At 31.4% G+C, this 22,040-nt stretch carries 25 protein-coding genes; 24 read left to right on the forward strand and 1 reads right to left on the reverse strand.

The genetic code is table 11. The annotated features are described in order from the left end of the window. Together metF and GCU34_RS12340 are read left to right on the forward strand one after the other, a co-directional pair. Positions 1–957: a methylenetetrahydrofolate reductase [NAD(P)H] gene (metF, locus tag GCU34_RS12335; protein ID WP_072781602.1), complete on the forward strand. Its 957-nt coding sequence runs from the start codon at positions 1–3 to the stop codon at positions 955–957. Between the two features lie 315 nt (positions 958–1,272). Next, positions 1,273–1,662, forward strand: coding sequence for a tetratricopeptide repeat protein (locus tag GCU34_RS12340; protein ID WP_072781600.1), 390 nt, complete (start codon positions 1,273–1,275; stop codon positions 1,660–1,662). 22 nt (positions 1,663–1,684) lie between these two features. Here GCU34_RS12340 and gldA read toward each other — a convergent pair whose 3' ends face one another. Further along, positions 1,685–2,587: a gliding motility-associated ABC transporter ATP-binding subunit GldA gene (gene gldA / locus GCU34_RS12345; RefSeq protein ID WP_072781598.1), complete on the reverse strand. Its 903-nt coding sequence runs from the start codon at positions 2,585–2,587 to the stop codon at positions 1,685–1,687. A 195-nt stretch (positions 2,588–2,782) separates the two neighbouring features. Here gldA and GCU34_RS12350 point away from each other — a divergent pair, with 195 nt between their 5' ends. The 22 genes from GCU34_RS12350 (at position 2,783) to GCU34_RS12455 (ending at position 21,969) form a co-directional block, all read left to right on the forward strand. Beyond that, positions 2,783–3,361 (forward strand): TetR family transcriptional regulator C-terminal domain-containing protein, encoded by a 579-nt coding sequence (locus GCU34_RS12350; RefSeq protein ID WP_193702245.1) that lies wholly within the window; start codon positions 2,783–2,785, stop codon positions 3,359–3,361. Positions 3,362–3,371: 10 nt separating this feature from the next. Then, the gene (locus tag GCU34_RS12355; RefSeq protein WP_072781594.1) at positions 3,372–4,679 is read left to right on the forward strand and encodes an ABC1 kinase family protein; all 1,308 of its coding nucleotides are present in this window, start codon (positions 3,372–3,374) and stop codon (positions 4,677–4,679) included. A 34-nt stretch (positions 4,680–4,713) separates the two neighbouring features. Beyond that, complete coding sequence (locus GCU34_RS12360) at positions 4,714–4,863, forward strand: DUF2256 domain-containing protein (RefSeq protein ID WP_072781592.1); 150 nt, start codon at positions 4,714–4,716, stop codon at positions 4,861–4,863. After that, a complete protein-coding gene (locus GCU34_RS12365) occupies positions 4,841–6,154 on the forward strand; it encodes a DASH family cryptochrome (protein WP_072781590.1) in 1,314 nt (437 codons plus the stop codon). The genes GCU34_RS12360 and GCU34_RS12365 overlap by 23 nt, the downstream gene beginning before the upstream one ends. After that, positions 6,151–7,677, forward strand: a complete 1,527-nt coding sequence (locus GCU34_RS12370; RefSeq protein ID WP_072781588.1) for a cryptochrome/photolyase family protein — start codon at positions 6,151–6,153, stop codon at positions 7,675–7,677. Before GCU34_RS12365 ends, GCU34_RS12370 begins: the two co-directional genes overlap by 4 nt. Before the next feature lie 4 nt (positions 7,678–7,681). Continuing rightward, positions 7,682–7,957, forward strand: coding sequence for a TIGR03643 family protein (locus GCU34_RS12375; protein WP_227658686.1), 276 nt, complete (start codon positions 7,682–7,684; stop codon positions 7,955–7,957). Beyond that, entirely contained in the window at positions 7,954–8,637 is a 684-nt protein-coding gene (locus GCU34_RS12380; protein WP_072781584.1) for an SDR family NAD(P)-dependent oxidoreductase, read from the forward strand. Before GCU34_RS12375 ends, GCU34_RS12380 begins: the two co-directional genes overlap by 4 nt. A gap of 30 nt (positions 8,638–8,667) precedes the next feature. Beyond that, a complete protein-coding gene (gene folE / locus GCU34_RS12385; RefSeq protein WP_072781583.1) occupies positions 8,668–9,354 on the forward strand; it encodes a GTP cyclohydrolase I FolE in 687 nt (228 codons plus the stop codon). A 208-nt stretch (positions 9,355–9,562) separates the two neighbouring features. After that, entirely contained in the window at positions 9,563–10,390 is an 828-nt protein-coding gene (locus GCU34_RS12390; protein ID WP_072781582.1) for a prephenate dehydratase, read from the forward strand. Then, a complete protein-coding gene (locus GCU34_RS12395) occupies positions 10,387–11,559 on the forward strand; it encodes a pyridoxal phosphate-dependent aminotransferase (protein ID WP_072781581.1) in 1,173 nt (390 codons plus the stop codon). The genes GCU34_RS12390 and GCU34_RS12395 overlap by 4 nt, the downstream gene beginning before the upstream one ends. Positions 11,560–11,561: 2 nt before the next feature. Next, the gene (locus tag GCU34_RS12400; protein ID WP_072781579.1) at positions 11,562–12,419 is read left to right on the forward strand and encodes a prephenate dehydrogenase; all 858 of its coding nucleotides are present in this window, start codon (positions 11,562–11,564) and stop codon (positions 12,417–12,419) included. 7 nt (positions 12,420–12,426) lie between these two features. Further along, the gene (locus GCU34_RS12405) at positions 12,427–13,509 is read left to right on the forward strand and encodes a bifunctional 3-deoxy-7-phosphoheptulonate synthase/chorismate mutase type II (RefSeq protein WP_072781577.1); all 1,083 of its coding nucleotides are present in this window, start codon (positions 12,427–12,429) and stop codon (positions 13,507–13,509) included. 82 nt (positions 13,510–13,591) lie between these two features. Continuing rightward, on the forward strand, positions 13,592–14,545 hold the full coding sequence (gene rsgA, locus GCU34_RS12410; RefSeq protein WP_072781574.1) for a ribosome small subunit-dependent GTPase A: 954 nt from the start codon (positions 13,592–13,594) through the stop codon (positions 14,543–14,545). 29 nt (positions 14,546–14,574) lie between these two features. Beyond that, positions 14,575–15,027: a D-aminoacyl-tRNA deacylase gene (gene dtd / locus GCU34_RS12415; RefSeq protein ID WP_143146168.1), complete on the forward strand. Its 453-nt coding sequence runs from the start codon at positions 14,575–14,577 to the stop codon at positions 15,025–15,027. Further along, positions 15,028–15,354, forward strand: coding sequence for a nucleotide pyrophosphohydrolase (locus GCU34_RS12420; protein ID WP_143146167.1), 327 nt, complete (start codon positions 15,028–15,030; stop codon positions 15,352–15,354). Between the two features lie 95 nt (positions 15,355–15,449). Beyond that, positions 15,450–15,776 carry a DMT family transporter gene (locus tag GCU34_RS12425; RefSeq protein WP_072781572.1) on the forward strand — a complete coding sequence of 109 codons (327 nt, stop codon included), beginning with the start codon at positions 15,450–15,452 and terminating at the stop codon, positions 15,774–15,776. Beyond that, positions 15,776–17,023 (forward strand): 3-phosphoshikimate 1-carboxyvinyltransferase, encoded by a 1,248-nt coding sequence (gene aroA, locus GCU34_RS12430; protein WP_072781569.1) that lies wholly within the window; start codon positions 15,776–15,778, stop codon positions 17,021–17,023. Before GCU34_RS12425 ends, aroA begins: the two co-directional genes overlap by 1 nt. A 124-nt stretch (positions 17,024–17,147) precedes the next feature. Continuing rightward, on the forward strand, positions 17,148–18,197 hold the full coding sequence (gene queA, locus GCU34_RS12435) for a tRNA preQ1(34) S-adenosylmethionine ribosyltransferase-isomerase QueA (protein ID WP_072781566.1): 1,050 nt from the start codon (positions 17,148–17,150) through the stop codon (positions 18,195–18,197). 110 nt (positions 18,198–18,307) lie between these two features. Then, positions 18,308–19,600 carry a kynureninase gene (gene kynU, locus GCU34_RS12440; protein WP_072781563.1) on the forward strand — a complete coding sequence of 431 codons (1,293 nt, stop codon included), beginning with the start codon at positions 18,308–18,310 and terminating at the stop codon, positions 19,598–19,600. A 10-nt stretch (positions 19,601–19,610) separates the two neighbouring features. Continuing rightward, positions 19,611–20,249, forward strand: a complete 639-nt coding sequence (locus tag GCU34_RS12445) for an HNH endonuclease (RefSeq protein ID WP_072781561.1) — start codon at positions 19,611–19,613, stop codon at positions 20,247–20,249. Further along, a complete protein-coding gene (locus GCU34_RS12450) occupies positions 20,230–21,309 on the forward strand; it encodes an agmatinase family protein (RefSeq protein WP_072781559.1) in 1,080 nt (359 codons plus the stop codon). The genes GCU34_RS12445 and GCU34_RS12450 overlap by 20 nt, the downstream gene beginning before the upstream one ends. Positions 21,310–21,456: 147 nt before the next feature. Then, positions 21,457–21,969: an HNH endonuclease gene (locus tag GCU34_RS12455; RefSeq protein WP_152378477.1), complete on the forward strand. Its 513-nt coding sequence runs from the start codon at positions 21,457–21,459 to the stop codon at positions 21,967–21,969. Positions 21,970–22,040 lie beyond the last annotated feature (71 nt).

Consider the following 22,040-nt stretch of genomic DNA (forward strand, 5'->3'; position numbering starts at 1 on the left):
ATGAAAGTTATAGATCATATAAATAATGCAAACGGAAAGACGTTGTTTTCTTTCGAAATTATTCCGCCTCAAAAAGGTTCAAGTATTCAAGAACTCTACGATAATATTGATCCGTTAATGGAATTTAAACCGCCTTTTATTGATGTAACAACATCGCGTGAAGAATTTGTTTATAAAGACAAAGGAAACGGTTTGTTAGAAAGAAGAATTACTCGCATGCGCCCAGGAACTGTTGGTATTTGTGCTGCTATTCAACATAAATATAAAGTTGATACAGTGCCACATGTTTTATGTGGTGGTTTTTCAAGAGAAGAAACTGAATATCTATTGGTTGATTGTCAATATTTAGGTATAGATAACGTGATGGCTTTGCGTGGTGATGCTATGAAAGGAGAGAAGTATTTTGAACCTTCAAAGGGTGGACATACTTACGCAACTGACCTTGTAAAACAAATTAAAGATTTAAACAAAGGAAAATATCTTCATGAAGTAATTGAAACATCTAACAGTTCGGATTTTTGCATTGGTGTAGCTGGCTATCCTGAAAAGCATATTGAAGCGCCTTCTATGAACTATGATATGAAATGGTTAAAGCAAAAAGTAGATGCAGGAGCCGATTATATTGTAACCCAAATGTTTTTTGATAACCAAAAGTATTTTGAATTTGTAGACAAAGCAAGAGCAGCTGGAATCAATGTTCCAATTATTCCAGGTATTAAACCAATTGCAACTAAAAGACATTTACAATTATTACCACAAGTTTTTAAAATTGATTTACCAGAAGATTTGATTGACGCAGTATCAGATTGTAAAAATAATGAAGAAGTCCGTCAAGTAGGTGTAGAATGGGCAATTACACAGTCAAGAGAGCTTTTAGAGGCTAAAGTTCCAGTGTTACATTATTACTCTATGGGAAAATCTGATAACATTAAAAATATTGCATCATCAATATTTTAATAAAAAACCTTCTTCATGAAGGTTTTTTTATGTTCTAATAACATTCTCTTAATTTACCTACATTAAGTTTGTCAAAATATCGACAACTTACATTAAAATCAGATTAAGTGTATTTTTCAAAATAATTTAAAGTTTGTGTTAAAATCGTATTTATTATTTTGTTTTTTACTCTTAAAAAATTAATTGGACTAATAAATTCTTAAAAATTTAGTTAAAAAATTATCTGATTAATGAAGGCTTGTGATTTTTTTGAAAAAATATTTTTTAAAGTAATAAAAAAAGTCGTAATTTAGGAATACTTAAAAGCCAGATGTTATGAAGAAATTACTTTACACTTTCGTTATTTTGTTTGTAGCGAATATTACTTTCGCTGGGGAACTTGATTCAATTTTATCTGAAGCTAGAACTTTAAAAGCAAAAAAAGACTATACAGAGGCCATCAAAACTTTTGAGAAGTATATAAAGTTGGCTAAAAACGAAAATTTGAAAGACGTTTATGTAGAAATTGCAAATTGTAATTTTTATTTAGGGAAAAAAGATATAGCTGTAAAGTATATAAAAAAAGCTATAACAGATTATGGTTTTAAAGAGAGTGATTTTATTTATAACCCAGCAATCGATGCGCAATTATCTGACTATGCTTTAGCCCAAGTTTATGATGAATTAGACAAATTACAAAATAGGTACTTAGCTACTAACGATTAAAAAAATGAGTGTTTTAAAACACTCATTTTTTTTTGGTCTTTTCTCTAAAAATGTCCTCAAGTTTTTTAGTCTTTTTAGACATTTGTAAAATCTTTAAATTATTAGCTTGGGCAAAGTCAAATACTTTTGGTCTCATATCTTCTAAAGATTCAAAAGTTAATTCCCAATTTATATTATCTGAGGTTTGTTTGTTAATTAGATTTTCAAATTCAATCAAAGTTTCATCTATTAAAATATCAAATTCAACTTCTATAATTTGATGTTCAATTTCATTTTTGGTTAAAGATTGAAGCGATTTATCTTCTACAAGTTCTCCTTTATTAATAATGATAACTCTATCACAAATGGCTTCCACTTCTTGCATAATGTGTGTTGAAAGAAAGACAGTTTTATTTTTTCCAACATTTTTAATCAATTCTCTAATTTCAACTAATTGATTTGGATCTAATCCTGTTGTTGGTTCATCTAAAATTAAAACTTCTGGATCGTGTAATAAAGCACAAGCTAACCCTACTCTTTGTCTATATCCTTTTGAAAGTTGACCAATTTTTTTATGACTTTCTGGAGTTAACCCAGTTAATGCAATTACTTCATCAATTCTTGAAGAGGAAACTTTATATACATCTGCATTAAAAGCTAAGTATTCTCTAATGTATAAATCTAAATATAATGGATTATGTTCTGGTAAATAGCCAACGGATTTTTGAACATCTTTTGACTGAGTCAAAACATCAAAACCATTTACTTCTGCTTTTCCTTCATCAGCTGAAAGATAAGTAGTTAAAATTTTCATTAAAGTAGATTTTCCAGCGCCATTTGGACCCAAAAATCCAACAATTTCACCTTTTTTTATTGTAAAAGAAATCGAATCTAGGGCTTTTTGGTCACCATAAAATTTAGAGATGTTTTCAACTACTATCGACATATTGATTACTTTTTAGCAAATGTAAAAAAATAACTTACATATAAATAATATTAAAGTATGTTAAAAAATCTATTTTGTTTAATAAAAATAGTAAATTTGTTAAACAAAAAATTTAATTATGGCAACTAAAAAGAAAAAATAACATCCGAAACAATTTCAGATAATTACATTGAATTTGTTCTTACAAATGGAAAAATGCCAAATTCAGTTTATGAATTTGCAAAAAGTAATGGTTTTGAAGAAGCTGAATTTTATCAATTTTTTGCGTCTTTTGAACAAATTGAACAAGATTTTTTCAAACAAATGTTCAATTACACTTTTTCAATGATTCAAAAATCAGACGATTATGAAGCTTATGATGCAAAACAGAAATTGTCGGTTTTTTATTTTACTTTTTTTGAAGTAGCAACAGCAAATAGAAGTTTTGTAAATTATCTATTGGTTCAAGAAAAGAATAAATTAAAATCGTTATCTAAACTAAAATCACTTAGAACTTCTTATTTGGAATTTGCGAAAGCGATTTTAGAGAATCCAATTAAATCAGATATTGAAAGGTTCAATAAAGTGCAAAGTAGAGTTTTAGTTGAAGGAGCTTGGGCTCAGTTTTTAGCAATTTTAAAATATTGGTTAGATGATACTTCACCAAATTTTGAAAAAACAGATGTTTTTATTGAAAAATCGGTGAAAGCAAGCTTTGATGTTTTGTATAATGTGCCTTTTGAAAGCGTTTTAGATTTTGGAAAATTTCTTTGGAAAGAGAAAATGAATATGTAATTAGAAAGAAATGAAAAAAATTGATTCCATTCCAACCAATAAAATTGAACGTGTTGCCAAATTGGTTACAACAGGAGCAAAAGTTGGTGGAAATTACTTAAAATATTATGGCGAAAAAGTCATAAATCCTTCGTTAACCAAAGATAAATTGCACGAAGAAAACGCAACGGATATTTACGATGGATTAAAAGAACTCAAAGGAAGTGCACTGAAAGTTGCTCAAATGCTCAGCATGGAAAAAAACCTTTTGCCCAAATCGTATGTAGAAAAATTTTCATTATCGCAATTTTCTGTGCCTCCTTTATCAGCACCATTGGTTCGTAAAACATTTAAAAATTATTTCAAGCAATATCCAGAGGATTTATTCGATTCTTTTTCTCCCGACTCCATAAATGCAGCAAGTATTGGTCAAGTACACCAAGCGGAAAAAGACGGAAAAAAATTAGCAGTTAAAATTCAATATCCTGGTGTTCGAGATAGTATTAAAACGGATATTGCTTTGGTAAAACCAGTAGCAGTTAGAATGTTTAATTTACAAGGAACTTCTGATGAATATTTTCAAGAAGTGGAAGATAAATTAACGGAAGAAACAGATTATCAATTAGAACTTTCGCAAAGTGAACAAACAAGAAAAGATTGTGCTGTTATTGAAAATTTAAAGTTTCCAAAATACTATCCTGAATATTCTTGTGAACGAATCATCACCATGGATTGGATGAAAGGTGTGCATCTTTCTGAGTTTTGTGAAAAGGAAACTTCACAAGAAAAAAGAGATAAAATTGGGCAAACTTTATGGAATTTTTACATGTTCCAAATTCATAAATTGAAAAAATTTCATGCCGATCCACATCCAGGAAACTTTTTAGTAGATGAAAATGCGAACTTAATCGCGATTGATTTTGGTTGTATGAAAGAAATTCCAGATTCGTTTTACAAACCGTATTTTGAAGTAGCTACTCCAGAAGCACTTGCGGATAAAGAATATTTCGAAGCAAAATTATACGAATTAGAAATTTTAAAAGAAACCGATTCAGTTAAAGAGAAAGAGTTTTTCTCTAAAATGTTTCACGAATTATTATCGGTTTTTACACAACCCGTCCAAGCGGAAGAATTCGATTTTTCAAACCCAACATTTTTTGCACAAATCGCTGCATTAAGTGAGAAGTTTTCAAATGATAAAACACTTCGAAAAATGAACGGAAGTAGAGGTTCGAAACACTTTATATATGTAAACCGAACATTTTTTGGTTTGTACAACTTAATGTTCGATATAAAAGCAAAAATAAAAGTAAACGATTTTGAAAAATATTTAAAATAAATTGTCCCCTTGAGGGGACTTTAGGGGTGTAAAAATGAATAAAAATTCATTTAAAGGCAATAAATCCTATTTACCAACTAAGGTTTGTTTAGTTTGTGAGCGACCTTTTTCATGGCGAAAAAAATGGGCAAAGAATTGGGAGGAAGTCAAATATTGTAGTGATGCATGTAGAAAAAAGAAATAAAAAAATACTTTGGTTTCGAAATAATCTTCGAACACACGATGCTTCTTATTGGAAATATATTGCTCCAGAGGATGAAGTAATTGCGGTGTATTGCATTGAACCGAATTGGTTACAACCAACTTGTTATGGTTGGAAGAAAATGGAAGTTTTCCGTGCAAAATTTTTATTAGAAACACTACATGTATTACAAGTAAATCTTTCCAAATTTGGTATTCAATTATATGTTTTTCAAAAAACAGCATCGGAAGCATTTCGAGATATTTACAATGAATTCCCATTCGATACAATTATTTCTCAAAACGAATGGACTTCTGAAGAACGTGCCATAGAAAATGAAATTAAAACAACATTTCTAAATGTAAATTGGAATACATTTTATGATCAATTTTTAATTCATCCTGAAGATTTATCTTTTTCAATACAAGATTTACCAAATGTTTTCACAACTTATCGTAAAAAAGTAGAACAAAGTTGGAATGTTAAAAATTGTATTGAACTTCCAAATGAAAAATTTACTTCAGTCGAGTTATCTTTTTCAAAAGAAATTCCAACAGTAGAAGATTTAGGTTATGCATCGATATCAATAGATCATCGTTCCGCATTTCCATTTCAAGGAGGAGAGAATAGTGCTTTAAAGCATTTGAAAAATTACATTTGGGAATTTCAACAAATAAAAACCTACAAAGAAACACGCAACGAACTTGTTGGTGTAAATTATAGTACAAAATTTTCTGCTTGGTTGGCAAATGGATCTCTTTCACCAAGAATAATTTATCAGGAAATCAGAAAATTTGAAGAAGAAGTAATAGCAAACGAATCAACCTATTGGGTTTTGTTTGAATTATTGTGGCGCGATTTTTTCAAATGTGTAAGTTTAAAATTTGGCGATGCATTGTTTTACCAAAGTGGGATTTTAGATAGAAAGTATCATTGGAAACAAAACCCAACGATAATTCAAAATTGGATAGATGGTAAAACAGAATATGATTTTGTAAATGCCAACATGCTTGAATTGAAATTAACAGGCTGGATGAGTAATCGTGGCCGACAAAATGTGGCGAGCTATTTTGCAAAAGAAAAAGAACAAGATTGGCGCATAGGTGCGAGTTACTTTGAGTCTATGTTGATTGACTACGATGTGCATTCCAATTATGGAAATTGGAATTATCTAGCAGGTGTAGGGAACGATCCTCGTGATCGAAAATTCAATATCGATTTACAAGCTAAAAATTACGATAGTTTTCATGTTTTTCGCAATTTATGGTTAACTAAAAATAAAGTAGAAGTATGATTTTACGTATTATTTTAGGCGACCAACTCAACCCAAATCATTCTTGGTTTAAAGAAAAAAATCAAGAAAATTATCTATATGCGATGATGGAATTGCGTTCGGAAACGGATTATGTAATGCATCATTACAAAAAAGTGATGGCGTTTTTCGATGCGATGCGAAATTTTCACCATTGGTTACAAACTCAAAAACTAAATACAGTTTATTATAAACTCACCGATAAAGAAAACAAACAGAGTTTTACTGAAAATATTCAGTTTTTAATTGATAAATACAACATTGAAGAAGTTCATTATCAATTTCCAGATGAAAAAAGATTGTATGATGAATTCAAAGAACTAAAAACTAATAGTTCAATTGCTGTAAAAGCTTTTGATAGTGAACATTTTTATTGTTCATTACAAGAATTAGCGGAATTTGGAAAAGAAAAGAAATACGAACTACTAGAAAATTTTTATCGTTATGTAAGGAAGAAACATCATGTTTTACTTGAAAATGAAAAACCATTAGGCGGAAAATGGAATTATGATACAGAAAATCGTAACAAATGGAAAGAAGCATTTAAGGTTCCAAAAGTCTTAACCTTTGATAATTCAGTTGATGAAATTATTACCGATTTAGAAGTAGCAAAAATTGAAACGTTCGGTCAAAAAACTAAGATTTCTCAATTTCCAAATTCTAGAGAACAAGCATTAGCGCAGTTCGATTATTTTTTAAAGTATCTGTTGCCTCATTTTGGGACGTATCAAGACGCTATGCATACTGAAGAAGTAATGCTTTTTCATTCAAATTTATCATTTGCTTTGAATGTAAAAATGATAAGTCCGAAAGAAATTGTAGAGAAAACCGAAGCTTATTTTTATGAAAACCAAGATGCAATCGAATTAGCACAAGTAGAAGGTTTTATTCGTCAAATAATTGGTTGGCGCGAATATGTTCGCATGATGTATTGGAATCATTTCGATACAATGAAAAATGGAAATTTTTTAAATCACAATCGAAAATTGCCTGATGTTTATTGGACGGGAAAATCAAAAATGAATTGTGTAGCAAATTGTGCTCAAAACTCCTTAGACAATGGATATGCACATCATATTCAGCGGTTAATGGTTTTAGGAAATTTTGCTTTGTTGATGGAAACCCAACCCGATGAGGTAGATGCATGGTATTTAGGAGTTTATGCTGATGCAATTGAATGGGTTCAATTACCAAATACGCGTGGCATGAGTCAGTTTGCTGATGGTGGAAAAATAGCGACTAAACCTTATGTATCTTCTGGAAATTATATCGACAAAATGAGTAATTATTGCTCTGATTGTAGTTACGATAAGAAAACGAAGTATGAAGAAAATAGCTGTCCGTTTAATAGTTTATACTGGAATTTTTTAGATCGAAACAGAGAAAAGTTACAAGAGAATAGAAGGATGAAAATGATGTATGCACTGTTGCATAAAATGGATAAAACGGAATTGTCAAAAGCTTTAAAACGAGCAAACCATTTATTAGAAACTAGAAATTTTTAAGATTTTGGAACTAAATATTGAGCAAATAGATCGAATTATTGAAATGGCTTGGGAAGATAGAACACCTTTTGAAGCAATAGAATTTCAGTTTGGATTACCTGAAAAAGAAGTCATTAAATTAATGCGAACCGAATTAAAGCGTTCTTCTTTCAATCGTTGGCGCAAACGAGTAAATTCTGGCGTAAGTCAAAAGCATTTACACAAACGCAATCCAGAAATAAATCGATTCAAATGTACCTTACAAAGACAAATAACAGGAAATAAAATAAGCAAAAGATGAAAACATATTTAATAATTGGCGGAAGCAAAGGAATTACAAAAGAAGTAGTAAAACTACTTTCAGCAAATGGTGACTTTTGCTACATGATTTCGCAAACAAAACCCGATTTTGATTACAACGGCGAACATTTTTCATTAAATGTATTACAAGAGGAATTACCGCAATTGCCTCAATTAGACGGAATCGTTTATGGAGTAGGAACTATTAATTTAAAACCGTTTAATAGGTTGACGAATGAAGATTACAAAAACGATATGGAGGTCAATTTTTTTGGCGCAGTAAAAGTTATCCAAAATTATTTGCCTAGTTTAAAAGCTTCTGATAGTGCTAGTATAGTATTGTTCAGTTCAGTAGCGGCACAACGAGGTATGCCATTTCATGCCAGTATTGCAGCAGCAAAAGGAGCCGTAGAAGGTTTTACAAAAAGTCTTGCGGCAGAGTTGGCTCCAAAAATTAGAGTAAATGCCATTGCGCCATCAATTGTAAATACGCCTTTAGCTTCGGGAATTTTACGAAATGAAAAAATTGTAGAAAACATGGAGGCAAAACACCCACTTAAACGAATTTTACAACCCGAAGACGTGGCACAAACGGTTAAGTTTCTTTTAGGAGACGATTCAAAAGGAATAACAGGGCAAATATTCATTCAAGATAACGGATTAATTTCTCTGAGTTATTGATCTTTTTAGTAATACAAAAAAACAAATGCTATGACAAAGAATCCGAATACCAAAAATCTGAATTTAGTTCAATTTTCATCAGATGAAATTGGAGATAATCACATGTTCACAACAATTGAAACACCTTTAAAAAAAGATGCTTTTTTAATGTCGGATGACGAAAAGAAAGAGAAGATTTCTTTCCATTTTAAAGAAATAATGGAAATTTTAGGGCTTGATTTAACCGATGATTCTTTGAAAGGAACACCTGATCGAGTAGCTAAAATGTATGTTGAAGAAATTTTCTCAGGATTAAAGCCAGAAAATAAACCAAAGGTTGCACTTTTTGAAAATAAATACCAGTACAATCAAATGTTGGTTGAAAAAGATATCACGTTTTATTCAAATTGCGAACATCATTTTGTGCCAATTTATGGTAAAGTACATGTTGCTTATATTTCTAACGGAACTGTGATTGGGTTATCTAAAATTAATAGAATTGTGCAATATTTTGCAAAACGACCACAAGTGCAAGAACGATTAACCATGCAAATTGCGAATGAGCTAAAATCAATTTTAAATACAGAAGATATTGCTGTTATTATAGATGCTAAACATTTATGCGTTTCTTCAAGAGGAATTCAAGACGATACTTCTGCAACTGTAACAAACTACTTTGGAGGTGCATTTGAAGAACAACACAAAGTAGATACCTTATTAAAATTTATTAAAAATTAGATTAGCAATTCAATTTAATTTCTATATTTGCTTAACTGAAAATAACAGATGAAAAATTTCGTAACATATTTTAACAACTTTTATTATTTCTTTTTCTGGAGAGAAAAGGGATTGTTGTTATGCTATGTTAAAAAGTAATTGAGCTAGAAAAATATAAAAATATATACAACAATCCCGAGGTAATACTTCGGGATTTTTTTTTGGATTTATGGAAAGTAAAATCGCAATTCAAGGTATTAAAGGGTCATTCCATCATCAAGTTGTTTTAGAATACTATAAACAAGATTTAAATATTGATGAATGTTTAACTTTTGAAGATTTGGCTAAAAGCTTGAGCAACGGGAAAAGTAAACAAGCCGTAATGGCGATAGAAAATTCTATTGCCGGATCTATTATTCCTAATTATGCGTTAATTGACAAGAATAATTTTCAAATAATAGGAGAGTATTTTATTCCAATTCAGCAAAATATGATGGTCTTGGAAGGTCAAAATATCGATGACATTAAAGAAGTTCATTCGCATCCTATGGCGTTGTTACAGTGTATGGATTTTTTACAAAAATATCCACATATCAAATTAGTAGAAGATAAAGATACAGCTGAAACTGCTCAAAGAATTTCAACTCAAAAATTACTTGGAATTGCGGCAATAGCAAGTCAAGCAGCAGCAAAAATGTATCAATTAGATATCATTGCACCATCTATCCAAACGATTAAAAACAACATGACACGCTTCGTGATTTTGTCTAAAGATAAATTAGAAATACCAAAAGAAGAAATTAGTAAAGCTTCTTTAAAATTTCAATTAAATCACAAAAGAGGAAGTTTGGCAGCGATGTTAAATGTAATGAGCGATTGTAAACTGAATTTAACCAAAATACAGTCGATGCCTATAATTGAGACACCTTTTAAATATTCTTTTTTCGTCGATGTAACTTTCGATAATTATGAAGATTATGAAAAAGCAAAATCCATTATAAAAATAATGGCCGAAGATTTTAAAGTTTTAGGAGAATATAAAAATAACCCAGTATGATAACTACAGCAAATAGATTGCAAACGGTACAGGAATACTACTTTTCAAGAAAACTGAAAGAAGTTGCACAAATGGTGCAAGAAGGAAAACCTGTTATCAATTTAGGAATCGGAAGCCCAGATTTAGCTCCCGATGCATCTATAGTAGATGCAATAGTAGAAAGTATGACACATGAAAAGGCGCATCAGTATCAAAGTTATCAAGGCTTGCTCGAACTTCGCCAAGGAATGAAAAACTTTTATGAGAAATGGTATGGAGTAACATTAAATCCGGCTACTGAAATTTTACCTTTAATGGGATCTAAAGAAGGGATTATGCATATTTCTATGGCTTTTTTAAATGCCGGAGATGAAGTTTTAATTCCAAATCCAGGCTATCCTACCTATGCTTCAGTTACCAATTTGGTTGAAGGAAAAGCTGTTTTTTATGATTTGTTACAAGACAAAAATTGGGAGCCCGATTTTGAAGCTTTAGAAAAATTAGATTTATCAAAAGTAAAATTAATGTGGGTTGGTTATCCGCATATGCCAACAGGAGCTAAAGGAACAAAATCACTTTTCGAAAAGTTGGTGGCTTTTGCAAAAAAGCATCACATAATTTTGGTAAATGATAATCCTTATAGTTTTGTTTTAAACGACAATCCACAATCCATATTGAGTGTCTCTGGCGCAAAAGAGGTTTGTTTAGAACTGAATTCTTTAAGTAAAACTTTCAATATGGCAGGTTGGCGTATAGGAATGGTTTGTGGTAATGAAAAATTTATTGAAGCTATTTTAAAAGTAAAGAGTAATATGGATAGCGGAATGTTTTATGGAATTCAAAAAGGAGCTGTTAAAGCTTTGGATTTGCCAAAAGAATGGTTTAATAATTTGAACAAAGTTTATGAAAATAGAAGAAAATTAGTTTTCAAATTAGCTGATAAGTTAGGTTGTACTTACGATAAAAAATCAGTTGGTTTGTTTGTTTGGGCAAAGCTTCCTGATGGTTATGACTCAGAAGATTTTATAGATAAAGTGTTGCAGGATAAACATATTTTTATAACGCCTGGAGTTATTTTTGGGAGTAATGGTGCAAACTATATTCGTTTTTCATTATGCTCTAATGAAAGCCAACTCGAAGAAGCTATTAATAGAATTAAATTATCATTAGACTTAAAAGTAGCCTTATAAATATGAAAGTTTTTGTTATTGGTGTAGGTTTAATTGGTGGTTCTTTGGCAAAAGATTTCAAAAAACATTTGGAAGATGTTACCATTTTTGGAATCGATTTAAATGAAGAAAATTTAAATAAAGCAATCGAATTAGGAGTTGTTGACGAAAAGGCTCATTTAAATGATGTTGCACAAGCCGATTGCGTTATTTTATCAGTTCCTGTAGATGTAAGTTCAGTAATTATTGAAGATGTTCTAAATTTAGTTAAAGACGATGCTATTGTGTTTGATGTAGGTTCAACCAAATTTCAAATTTGTAAGCAGGTTAGAAATCATCCTAAAAGAAGAAATTTTTTAGCAACACATCCAATTGCAGGAACTGAGTTCTCTGGCGCCGAAGCCGCTTTAGAAGGTTTGTTTGAAGGAAAGGTTAATATAATTTCTGAAGTAGAAAAAACAGCTTTTAAATTACAAGAATGGGCTTTAGAAGTGTTTAAAAAAATTGGAATGCGAATTCGGTACATGGATCCAGTAGCACATGATAAGCACATTGCCTACGTTTCGCACTTATCACACATTAGTTCATTTATGCTAGGAAAAACAGTTATTGAAAAAGAACAAAATGAACGCGATATTTTCGATTTAGCAGGAAGTGGATTTGAAAGTACGGTTCGTTTAGCAAAGAGTTCACCTCAAATGTGGACGCCAATTTTTAAACAGAATAAAGCATTTGTTTTGGAATCATTAGAAGAATACATTGTAAATTTGAATAATTTTAAAAATTTTATTCAACAAGATGATTACCAGGCAGTTCATGATGAAATGCTAAATACAAATAGAATAAAAGAAATATTAAACGGAATAAATAAAAAGAAATAAATAAGCTATGGAAAATAATAAACAATTAAGAACTTGGTTAGATGAATTCAATTTAAATCATCCTTTAGTAATTGCTGGACCATGTAGTGCCGAGACTGAAGATCAAGTATTAAAAATTGCTCACGAATTAAAAGATTCTGATGTTTCAATCTTTAGAGCGGGAATATGGAAACCAAGAACACGTCCTGGTGGATTTGAGGGAGTTGGAGCTATTGGATTAAAATGGTTACAAAAGGCAAAAGCAGAAACAGGACTTTTAATGGCGACTGAAGTGGCAACAGCAGCTCACGTTCAATTGGCTCTAGAACACGATGTTGATGTATTGTGGATTGGAGCAAGAACCACAGTAAATCCTTTCGCTGTTCAAGAAGTTGCTGATGCATTAAGAGGAACCGATAAAATTGTTTTGTTAAAAAATCCTGTAAATCCTGATTTATCTTTATGGTTAGGAGGATTAGAGCGTTTGTATAATGCAGATATTAAGAAACTTGGAGTTATTCACCGCGGTTTTTCGACTTATGAAAAAACTAAATACAGAAACAATCCTGAGTGGCAAATTGCTATTGAGCTACAAAATCGTTTTCCTGATTTACCGTTGATTTGTGATCCATCTCATATTACTGGGAAAAGAGATATGATTCAAGATGTTTCGCAACAAGCATTAGATTTAAATTTTGATGGATTAATTATTGAAACACACATAGATCCAGATAATGCTTGGAGTGATGCCGCACAACAAGTAACCCCAACCACTTTAAAGCAAATTTTCAAAGATTTAAAAGTTCGTAAAGAAACAGATGAAGCAGATGATTACAACTCAAGGTTAGCTAAACTGAGAACTCAAATCGATGAATATGATGAAAAAATATTAGAGATTTTAGGCGGAAGAATGAAAATTGCGGATCAAATAGGTTTATTAAAAAAGGAAAAAAACGTAGCAATTTTACAAAACAAGCGTTGGAATGAAATCCTAGGAAAAATGATTCTTGATGGAGAAAGTAAAGGTTTAAGTGAAGAATTTGTATTGCAAATGTTTAAAGCTATTCACCAAGAAAGTATTAATCACCAAGAAAAAGTATATAAAAAATAAATAGGTAGTATATTTGCAGAAATAAGTTAAGTTAGATTTTAGAAAAAATTCTAATTTCTAACTTCTAATTTCTAACTTTTACATGACAGGAATTGTTTATAAATCTACCGGAAGTTGGTATGTAGTTAAAGCCGATAATGATGAACTTTTTAATTGTAGAATTAAAGGTAAGTTTAGAATTAAAGGTATTAAAAGTACAAACCCAATTGCTGTTGGCGATGTGGTAGATTTTGAGTTAGACAAATCTTCAGATGAGGTTTACGGAGTAATTCATAATATTCACGAACGAAAGAATTACATCATCCGAAAATCTGTAAACTTATCAAAGCAAACACATATTATTGCTTCAAATATTGATGTGGTTTTTTTATTGGTCACTATCAATAATCCTGTAACTACAACAAGTTTTATAGATCGTTTTTTAGTTACTGCTGAAGCTTACGGTATTGAAGCGGTTTTAGTATTTAATAAAATTGATACTCTCGATGAAGTTTCAATAGATGAACAATTATATCTGCAAGTTATTTATTCTGAAATTGGATACCAATGCTTAAGAGTTTCTGCAAAAGAAGAAAAAGGGATAGATTCGTTGAAAGCGCTTATGAAAGACAGAGTTTCAATGTTTTCTGGACATTCTGGTGTAGGGAAATCTACTTTAGTAAATGCTTTGGAACCAAATTTAAACTTAAAAACAGCTGAAATTTCAGAACAACACCAACAAGGTCAGCATACCACAACTTTTGCTGAAATGTATGACTTGAGTTTTGGAGCTAAAATTATTGATACACCTGGAATCCGCGGTTTTGGAATGGTAGATATGGAGCCTGAAGAAATTGGTGACTATTTTCCCGAATTTTTTGCTTTAAAAGAGCACTGTAAATTCAATAATTGTCTTCACAAAGAAGAACCACATTGTGCCGTTAAAGAAGCATTAGATAATGATGAAATTGCTTGGTCTCGTTATCAAAGTTATTTGCAAATTTTAGCTGGTGACGATGAGATTTATAGACAAAACAATTTCGAAAAAGAAAACTAAAAAAATACTTTTTAGAAATTATTCAAATTATGAAAATTGTTATTCAAAGAACCTTAGAAGCATCTGTAACTATTGAAGGAGAAAAAGTGGCTTTAATAGAAAAAGGACTTTTAGTTTTGGTTGGTATTGAAGATGCAGATAAAGAAGAGGATAGTAATTGGCTAGCTTCAAAAATTGTAAATATGAGAATTTTTCCAGACGAAAATGATGTAATGAATAAATCTATTATCGACGCTAATGGAGATATTATCATTGTAAGTCAATTTACATTGCACGCTTCTACAAAAAAAGGAAATAGACCAAGCTATATTAAAGCAGCAAAGCCAGATTTTGCTATTCCAATGTATGAAAAGTTCGTAGCCCAAATTGAACAGGAGTTAGGTAAAAAAGTACAAACCGGTCGTTTTGGAGCCGATATGAAAGTGGCTCTAGTAAATGATGGTCCGGTTACTATAATTATAGATTCAAAAAATAAAGAATAAATGAACATCAAAAACGCACAATTAGACGTCGATAATTGGATTAAAGAACACGGCGTTCGTTACTTTAACGAATTGACTAATATGGCACAACTAACGGAAGAAGTTGGTGAAGTAGCCCGAATTATCGCGCGTCGTTATGGTGAACAATCGGAAAAAGAAAGTGATAAAAACAAAGATTTAGGTGAAGAATTAGCCGATGTTGTTTTTGTGGTGTTATGTTTAGCCAATCAAACGGGAGTTGACTTACAAGCAGCTTTCGACAAGAAAATGGATTTGAAGACAAAACGTGATCACGATCGTCATCATAATAATAATAAACTTAAATAGGGTTAATGGCAAAGGTTTATAGGTATAAGTTAACTTGTTGATGTTGAAATTTCTTTACCTTTAACCTATTACCCATCACCCTTTACCCATAAAATATGAACTGGATTTTACTAATCATAGCCGGATTATTTGAAGTCGGTTTTGCTAGTTGTTTAGGTAAAGCCAAAGAAACTTCTGGGCAAACCATGTGGCTTTGGTATTTGGGCTTCTTAGTTTGTCTAACCATCAGCATGGTATTATTAGTAAAAGTGACCAAAGATATTCCAATTGGGACAGCTTATGCCGTTTGGACAGGAATTGGAGCTGTAGGAAGCGTTTTAGTCGGGATTTTTGTTTTCAAAGAACCGGCAACGTTCTGGCGAATATTCTTCCTAATGACATTAATTGCCTCTATCGTTGGATTAAAATACGTTTCTGAATAATGAATTTACACTTACAAAAATCGGAAGTCAAAAATCAAGAATTAAAAGTTACAATAACGGGTAGTAAATCTGAAACCAATAGATTATTGCTTCTACAGGCGTTGTTTCCTAATTTGACTATAGATAATATTTCCAATTCAGATGATAGTAAAGTAATGATAGAAGCAATCAAAAAACTGTCAACTGTCAACTGTCAACTGTCAACTGAAATAGACGTACATCACGCGGGAACCGCAATGCGATTTCTTACGGCATTTTTTGCAATTCAGGAAGAGAAAGAAGTGGTGCTGACGGGTTCTTCTCGAATGAAAGAACGTCCGATTAAAATTTTAGTCGAAGCGTTGCAACAATTGGGAGCGGAAATTTCGTATGTGGAAAATGAAGGTTTTCCGCCTATAAAAATCAAAGGAAAAAAACTAACACAAAACAAAGTTTCATTACCTGCGAATGTAAGTAGCCAATACATTTCGGCTTTGTTGTTGATTGCTCCAAAGTTAGAAAACGGATTGGAATTAACATTAGAAGGCGAAATTACTTCGGTTCCTTATATCAAAATGACGTTAACTTTGCTAAATGAAATTGGTGTAGCAACTACTTTTGAAAATAAAAAAATTACAGTTTGTCATGCTGAACTAGTTTCAGCATCTAAATTAACCGTCGAATCCGACTGGAGTTCAGTTTCCTATTGGTATTCTATTGTGGCTTTATCCGAAATTGGAACGCAAATAACCTTATCGAGCTACAAGAAAAACAGCTTACAAGGCGATGCCGCTTTAGCAGGAATTTATCAAGATTTTGGAGTAGAAACCATTTTCAACGAAAACAATACAATCACAATTTCAAAAGTAAAAGCCCATAACCTTTTACCTTTTACCTATAACCTAAAAGATTGTCCCGACATTGCTCAAACTATTGCAGTAACTTGCTTTGGTTTAGGGATAGGTTGTGATTTATATGGTTTACATACGTTAAAAATCAAAGAAACCGATCGTTTGGAAGCTTTAAAAGCTGAGTTGTCTAAATTAGGAGCTGCTATTTCAGTAACTGACGAATCGTTGCATTTAAAACCTTCGACTTTTATAAGTGAAAATGTTTCAATAAAGACATATCAAGATCATAGAATGGCAATGGCTTTTGCTCCGCTTGCTCTTCGTGTTCCAATTAGTATTGAAGAAGCTGAAGTAGTTTCGAAATCGTATCCTGATTTTTGGAATGACTTAAAATCGGTAGGTTTTCAAATGGATTAATTTTATTTTTCTTAAAATAAATCTCAATTTACTTGACAACCCCTATTTGCAGATTGTATATTTGCATTCGTTTTGAGTTAAAGAATTATCTTAATACTCAAAACTTTAATCTTAATACTTAAAAATGAAGTTGTCACATTTTAATTTTAACTTACCAGCTGAGTTATTAGCTGAGTTTCCTGCAGAAAATAGAGATGAATCTCGTTTAATGGTAGTACACCGTAAAACAGGACAAATTGAGCACAAAATGTTCAAAGATATCATCGATTATTTTGACGATGGAGATGTAATGGTATTGAATAATACTAAAGTTTTCCCGGCTCGTTTATATGGTAATAAAGAAAAAACAGGTGCTCGTATTGAAGTTTTCTTGTTAAGAGAATTAAATGCAGAACAACGTTTATGGGATGTTTTAGTAGATCCTGCTCGTAAAATTAGAATTGGAAATAAATTATACTTCGGTGATGACGATTCATTAGTAGCTGAAGTTATTGATAATACTACATCAAGAGGTAGAACTTTACGTTTCTTGTATGATGGTTCTTATGAAGAATTTCGTCAAAAATTAGTAGATCTAGGAGAAACTCCAATTCCTAAATATATTAACCGTGAAGTAACTCCTGAAGATGCAGATCGTTACCAAACTATTTATGCAAAAGAAGAAGGTGCAGTGGCAGCTCCAACTGCTGGTTTACACTTTTCTAAACACTTAATGAAACGTTTGGAAATTAAAGGAATCAACTTTGCAGAAGTAACTTTACACGTAGGTTTAGGAACTTTCAATCCAGTTGAAGTAGAAGATTTATCGAAACATAAAATGGATTCGGAAGAAATGGTAATTACTCAAGAAGCTTGTGATATTGTGAACCAAGCAAAAGCTAAAAAAAGTAAAGTATGTTGTATTGGAACAACTTCTATGCGCGCTATGGAAAGTTCAGTTTCTTCTATGAAAACCTTAAATCCTTATGTAGGATGGACCAATAAATTTATTTATCCACCTTACGATTTTAGTATTGCAGATGCTATGGTTACTAATTTCCATACTCCAAAATCGACTTTATTAATGATGATTTCTGCTTTCTGTGGACACGATTTAATGAAGAAAGCTTATGACGAAGCTGTAAAAGAAGGATATAAATTTTACTCTTACGGAGATGCAATGTTAATATTATAACGAATTTTATTTTTAAATTTATAAAAAAAGCTGTCTTTTTTGACAGCTTTTTTAATTATATTGTATTTCTTTGGTTAAATTTATAAAATAAAAATAATTATTTAAGGTTTATGAACTTTAAAAACGAAAGAGAGTTCGCTCAAAAACTTGATAGACAAGATAACTTAGCAAAATATAGAGACGAATTTATATTTCCTAAGGTTAATGGTAAAGAAGTAATTTATTTTGTTGGTAATTCATTAGGCTTACAACCGAAAAGAGCTCGTAAGTATGTAGACGAAGTAATGGATGATTGGGCCAACTTAGCTGTAGAAGGACATTTTTATGCAGAAAAACCTTGGTGGGATTATCATGAACGTTTCTGTCAACCATTAAGCGAAATAGTGGGAGCTAAGCCTACAGAAGTTGGTGTAATGAATACGTTAACAGTAAACCTACATCTGTTAATGGTTTCGTTTTACCAACCTACACAAAAGAAATATAAAATTATTTGTGAAGAAAAAGCATTTCCTTCTGATCAATATCTAATACAAAGTCAAGTTGGTTTTCATGCCAAAACTGTTGGTTTCGATGTAAATGATGCTATTGTTGAAATTAATAGAAGAGAAGGAGAAGCTAATATTAGAATTGAAGATATTTTGTCCAAAATTGATGAGGTTGGAGATGAGTTAGCTTTGGTTTTAATAGGAGGTGTTAATTATTATACCGGACAAGTTTTCGACATGAAAACAATAACGGAAGCAGGTCATAAAGTTGGTGCTTATGTTGGTTGGGATTTAGCACATGCTGCTGGAAATGTTGAGTTGAAACTTAATGAATGGGGAGTAGATTTTGCAGCTTGGTGTAGCTATAAATACATGAATTCAGGACCTGGAAACGTTTCGGGTTATTTTGTACACGAAAAACATCATAACGACAAAGATTTAAGTCGTTTTGCGGGTTGGTATGGTCACAATAAAGAAAGACGTTTTTTAATGGAACCTCAATTTGATCCAGTTCATGGAGCAAACGGATGGCAAATTAGTAATTTACCTATTCTTTCAATGGCACCTTATTTAGCTTCAATCGAATTGTTTTCTGAAGTTGGAATGCCAAGTTTAATTGCAAAGCGTAATTTATTAACGGCTTATCTTGAGTTCGTTTTACACGAAATTGATAAAGAAACACCAAACACACAATTTGAAATTATAACACCAGAAAATCAAGAAGAAAGAGGTGCGCAATTATCGGTTTATTTGCATGGACAAGGAAAAGAGCTTTTTAATTATTTGATGAAAAATGGTGTCATTACAGATTGGAGAGAACCAAATGTAATTCGATTAGCACCAGTACCTTTATATTGTTCTTTCGAAGATATGTATGAGTTTGGTCAAATACTAAAAACAGGAATTTTAAATAACTAATTTAACGAATATGGGACATTTTATTGCAGAGGAATGGAGAGATTTAGATGCAGAGTATGTAACGGCAAAAAAATATTTTGTATCCAATTTAGGTAGAATAAAAAGTTGTTTCAGAGACGACGAAGAGAATTGTACAATATTAAAAGGTGGATTAACAGATGGATTCCCTAGAATTTCATTCTCAGTTATTCAAAAGGAGGGAAAAGCTAAACAGAAGCATGTCTTAATTCATCATTTAGTGGCTAAATTATTTATTCCTAAAGCAAATAATGAAGCCTTAACGCATGTTATTCATTTAGATTTTGATCGTAAAAATAATCGAGTCGATAATTTAAAATGGGTTACACGAGAAGAAATGTTTGCGCATGTTCATAAAAGCCCAGTTGCTAAAGAAAGTCTTAAAAAAGTACAAGAATTTAATAGACAAAGTAACGGACATAAACTTACAGTTACTGAAGTTATACGTTTAAAAAAGAAATTATTAGATCCAAATAGAAAAACACGCTACAAAATTTTAGCAAAACAATTTGGGGTTTCAATGATGGCATTACAAAGAATTAAAACAGGTGAAAATTGGGGGCACATAAAAGTGGAGTTTCCAGAAAAACCAGTAATTAAAGAACAAGATTATGACAACAAAACAAGATAAAATAAATAATTTCGATCCTAGTCAACCAGGATTAGAAGATGCATCAGTTTTTGGATTACCATTTACTGCAGAAGAAAGTGAAATTGTAATAGTACCAGTGCCATGGGAAGTAACAGTAAGTTATGGGGCTGGTGCTTCTCTTGGACCAGATGCGGTTTTAGAAGCCTCATATCAAGTAGATCTCTTGCATCAAGAATTCCCAGAGCTTTGGAAACTTGGAATTTTTATGGACGAAGCACCAAAAAAAATGAAAAAGAATTCCAAAAAATTTAAAAAGTTAGCACAACCTATTATTGAGGCATTAGAAAAAGGTAAATTAATAGAAAATCATCCAGGATTACAACAAGATTTAGATACTATCAATTATGCATGTGCCGATATGGTTGAAACAATCAAACAACAAACTTTAAAATGGTTAGATAAAGGAAAGTTAGTAGCTTTATTAGGTGGCGACCATAGCACTCCATTAGGCTATTACCAAGCTTTAGCTGAAAAACACAGTGATTTTGGATTGTTGCATTTAGATGCACATATGGATTTAAGAATTGCTTATGAAGGCTTTGCTTATTCTCATGCTTCAGTTATGTATAACGCTTTACAAATTCCAAATATTACTAAAATTGTTCAAATTGGAATACGCGATTTTTGCGAACAAGAAGTTGGGGTAGTAAAAAATGAAAATGGAAGAGTTGTAGTTCATACTGACATGGATATGAAGAAAGAAGAATTTGAAGGGAAAACTTGGAAACAAAAATGTGACGAGTTAATTGAACAACTTCCAGAAAAAGTATGCATTTCTTTTGATATAGACGGAATGTATCCTTGGTATTGTCCAAATACAGGAACTCCAGTTCCAGGTGGTTTTTCTTTTGAACAAGCTACCTATTTGTTTAGTAAACTAGCTAAATCAAACAAAAAAATTATTGGATTTGATCTTGTGGAAGTTGCTCCTGGAGATAATGATTGGGATGGGAATGTTGGCGCAAGAATGTTGTTTCATATGTGTGGGGTGTTAGCAAAATCACAAAATTTGAATGTTGGGGAACCTATAATTTTTTAGTTTCAAAAAAAAGTGTACCTTTACATTCAACTAGCTGAATATTAACCAACTTTTAAACAAAATGGGTCACTTTTTAATAGAAGAGTGGCGCGAGTTTGTACCCGAATTTAAGACAAAAAGAAGTATTTTGTTTCAAATCATGGTAATTTGAAAACACGCGTCATTAAAGATGGAGTAGTTGTAGAAAAGCAACTCAAAGGTAGCATTATTGATGGATATCGTTACATCGGTTTTACAAGAATTGTAAATGGAGAGAGAAAAACGAATCATTTCTCTTTTCACTACATTGTGGGATTAGTTTTTTTAGAGCGAGATCCTAAAAAACACACCAATGTTATTCATCTTGATTATGATAGAATGAATAATGTTGTATCAAATTTGCAATGGGCAACAAGGAAAGAAATGTTAGACCATGCAAAAAAGAGTCCTTTTGTTATTGAAGCTAAGAAAAAATTAATAGAATTTAATAGACAAAGAGATGGACACAAACTAACGGTTAATGATGTTAAACGATTGAAAGCTAAAATTTTTGATCCTAACAGAAAAACTAGATATAAAATACTTGCAAAGCAATTTGGTATTTCTGAAATGCAATTATACCGAATAAAATCGGGTGAAAATTGGGGACATATCAAAGTTGATGTAGAACAAAAGGGTTAAAAATTAACCCTTTTTTTTATTTTAACCCTTTTTTGAAACAGAATAACTTCTTTTTGTTGTACTTAAACCAG

It is taken from the genome of Flavobacterium haoranii, assembly GCF_009363055.1.
Taxonomy (GTDB): Bacteria; Bacteroidota; Bacteroidia; order Flavobacteriales; family Flavobacteriaceae; genus Flavobacterium; species Flavobacterium haoranii.

Bases quoted from the DNA above. Each gene is read 5' to 3' on its own strand.
- folE (WP_072781583.1), top strand. From the start codon at position 8,668: ATGACAAAGAATCCGAATACCAAAAATCTGAATTTAGTTCAATTTTCA.
- GCU34_RS12400 (WP_072781579.1), top strand. From the start codon at position 11,562: ATGAAAGTTTTTGTTATTGGTGTAGGTTTAATTGGTGGTTCTTTGGCA.
- GCU34_RS12365 (WP_072781590.1), top strand. From the start codon at position 4,841: ATGCATGTAGAAAAAAGAAATAAAAAAATACTTTGGTTTCGAAATAAT.
- GCU34_RS12425 (WP_072781572.1), top strand. From the start codon at position 15,450: ATGAACTGGATTTTACTAATCATAGCCGGATTATTTGAAGTCGGTTTT.
- GCU34_RS12395 (WP_072781581.1), top strand. From the start codon at position 10,387: ATGATAACTACAGCAAATAGATTGCAAACGGTACAGGAATACTACTTT.
- queA (WP_072781566.1), top strand. From the start codon at position 17,148: ATGAAGTTGTCACATTTTAATTTTAACTTACCAGCTGAGTTATTAGCT.
- GCU34_RS12420 (WP_143146167.1), top strand. From the start codon at position 15,028: ATGAACATCAAAAACGCACAATTAGACGTCGATAATTGGATTAAAGAA.
- GCU34_RS12350 (WP_193702245.1), top strand. From the start codon at position 2,783: ATGCCAAATTCAGTTTATGAATTTGCAAAAAGTAATGGTTTTGAAGAA.
- GCU34_RS12405 (WP_072781577.1), top strand. From the start codon at position 12,427: ATGGAAAATAATAAACAATTAAGAACTTGGTTAGATGAATTCAATTTA.
- metF (WP_072781602.1), top strand. From the start codon at position 1: ATGAAAGTTATAGATCATATAAATAATGCAAACGGAAAGACGTTGTTT.
- rsgA (WP_072781574.1), top strand. From the start codon at position 13,592: ATGACAGGAATTGTTTATAAATCTACCGGAAGTTGGTATGTAGTTAAA.
- gldA (WP_072781598.1), bottom strand. From the start codon at position 2,587: ATGTCGATAGTAGTTGAAAACATCTCTAAATTTTATGGTGACCAAAAA.
- GCU34_RS12360 (WP_072781592.1), top strand. From the start codon at position 4,714: ATGAATAAAAATTCATTTAAAGGCAATAAATCCTATTTACCAACTAAG.
- dtd (WP_143146168.1), top strand. From the start codon at position 14,575: ATGAAAATTGTTATTCAAAGAACCTTAGAAGCATCTGTAACTATTGAA.
- GCU34_RS12340 (WP_072781600.1), top strand. From the start codon at position 1,273: ATGAAGAAATTACTTTACACTTTCGTTATTTTGTTTGTAGCGAATATT.
- aroA (WP_072781569.1), top strand. From the start codon at position 15,776: ATGAATTTACACTTACAAAAATCGGAAGTCAAAAATCAAGAATTAAAA.
- GCU34_RS12370 (WP_072781588.1), top strand. From the start codon at position 6,151: ATGATTTTACGTATTATTTTAGGCGACCAACTCAACCCAAATCATTCT.
- kynU (WP_072781563.1), top strand. From the start codon at position 18,308: ATGAACTTTAAAAACGAAAGAGAGTTCGCTCAAAAACTTGATAGACAA.
- GCU34_RS12390 (WP_072781582.1), top strand. From the start codon at position 9,563: ATGGAAAGTAAAATCGCAATTCAAGGTATTAAAGGGTCATTCCATCAT.
- GCU34_RS12380 (WP_072781584.1), top strand. From the start codon at position 7,954: ATGAAAACATATTTAATAATTGGCGGAAGCAAAGGAATTACAAAAGAA.
- GCU34_RS12450 (WP_072781559.1), top strand. From the start codon at position 20,230: ATGACAACAAAACAAGATAAAATAAATAATTTCGATCCTAGTCAACCA.
- GCU34_RS12355 (WP_072781594.1), top strand. From the start codon at position 3,372: ATGAAAAAAATTGATTCCATTCCAACCAATAAAATTGAACGTGTTGCC.
- GCU34_RS12445 (WP_072781561.1), top strand. From the start codon at position 19,611: ATGGGACATTTTATTGCAGAGGAATGGAGAGATTTAGATGCAGAGTAT.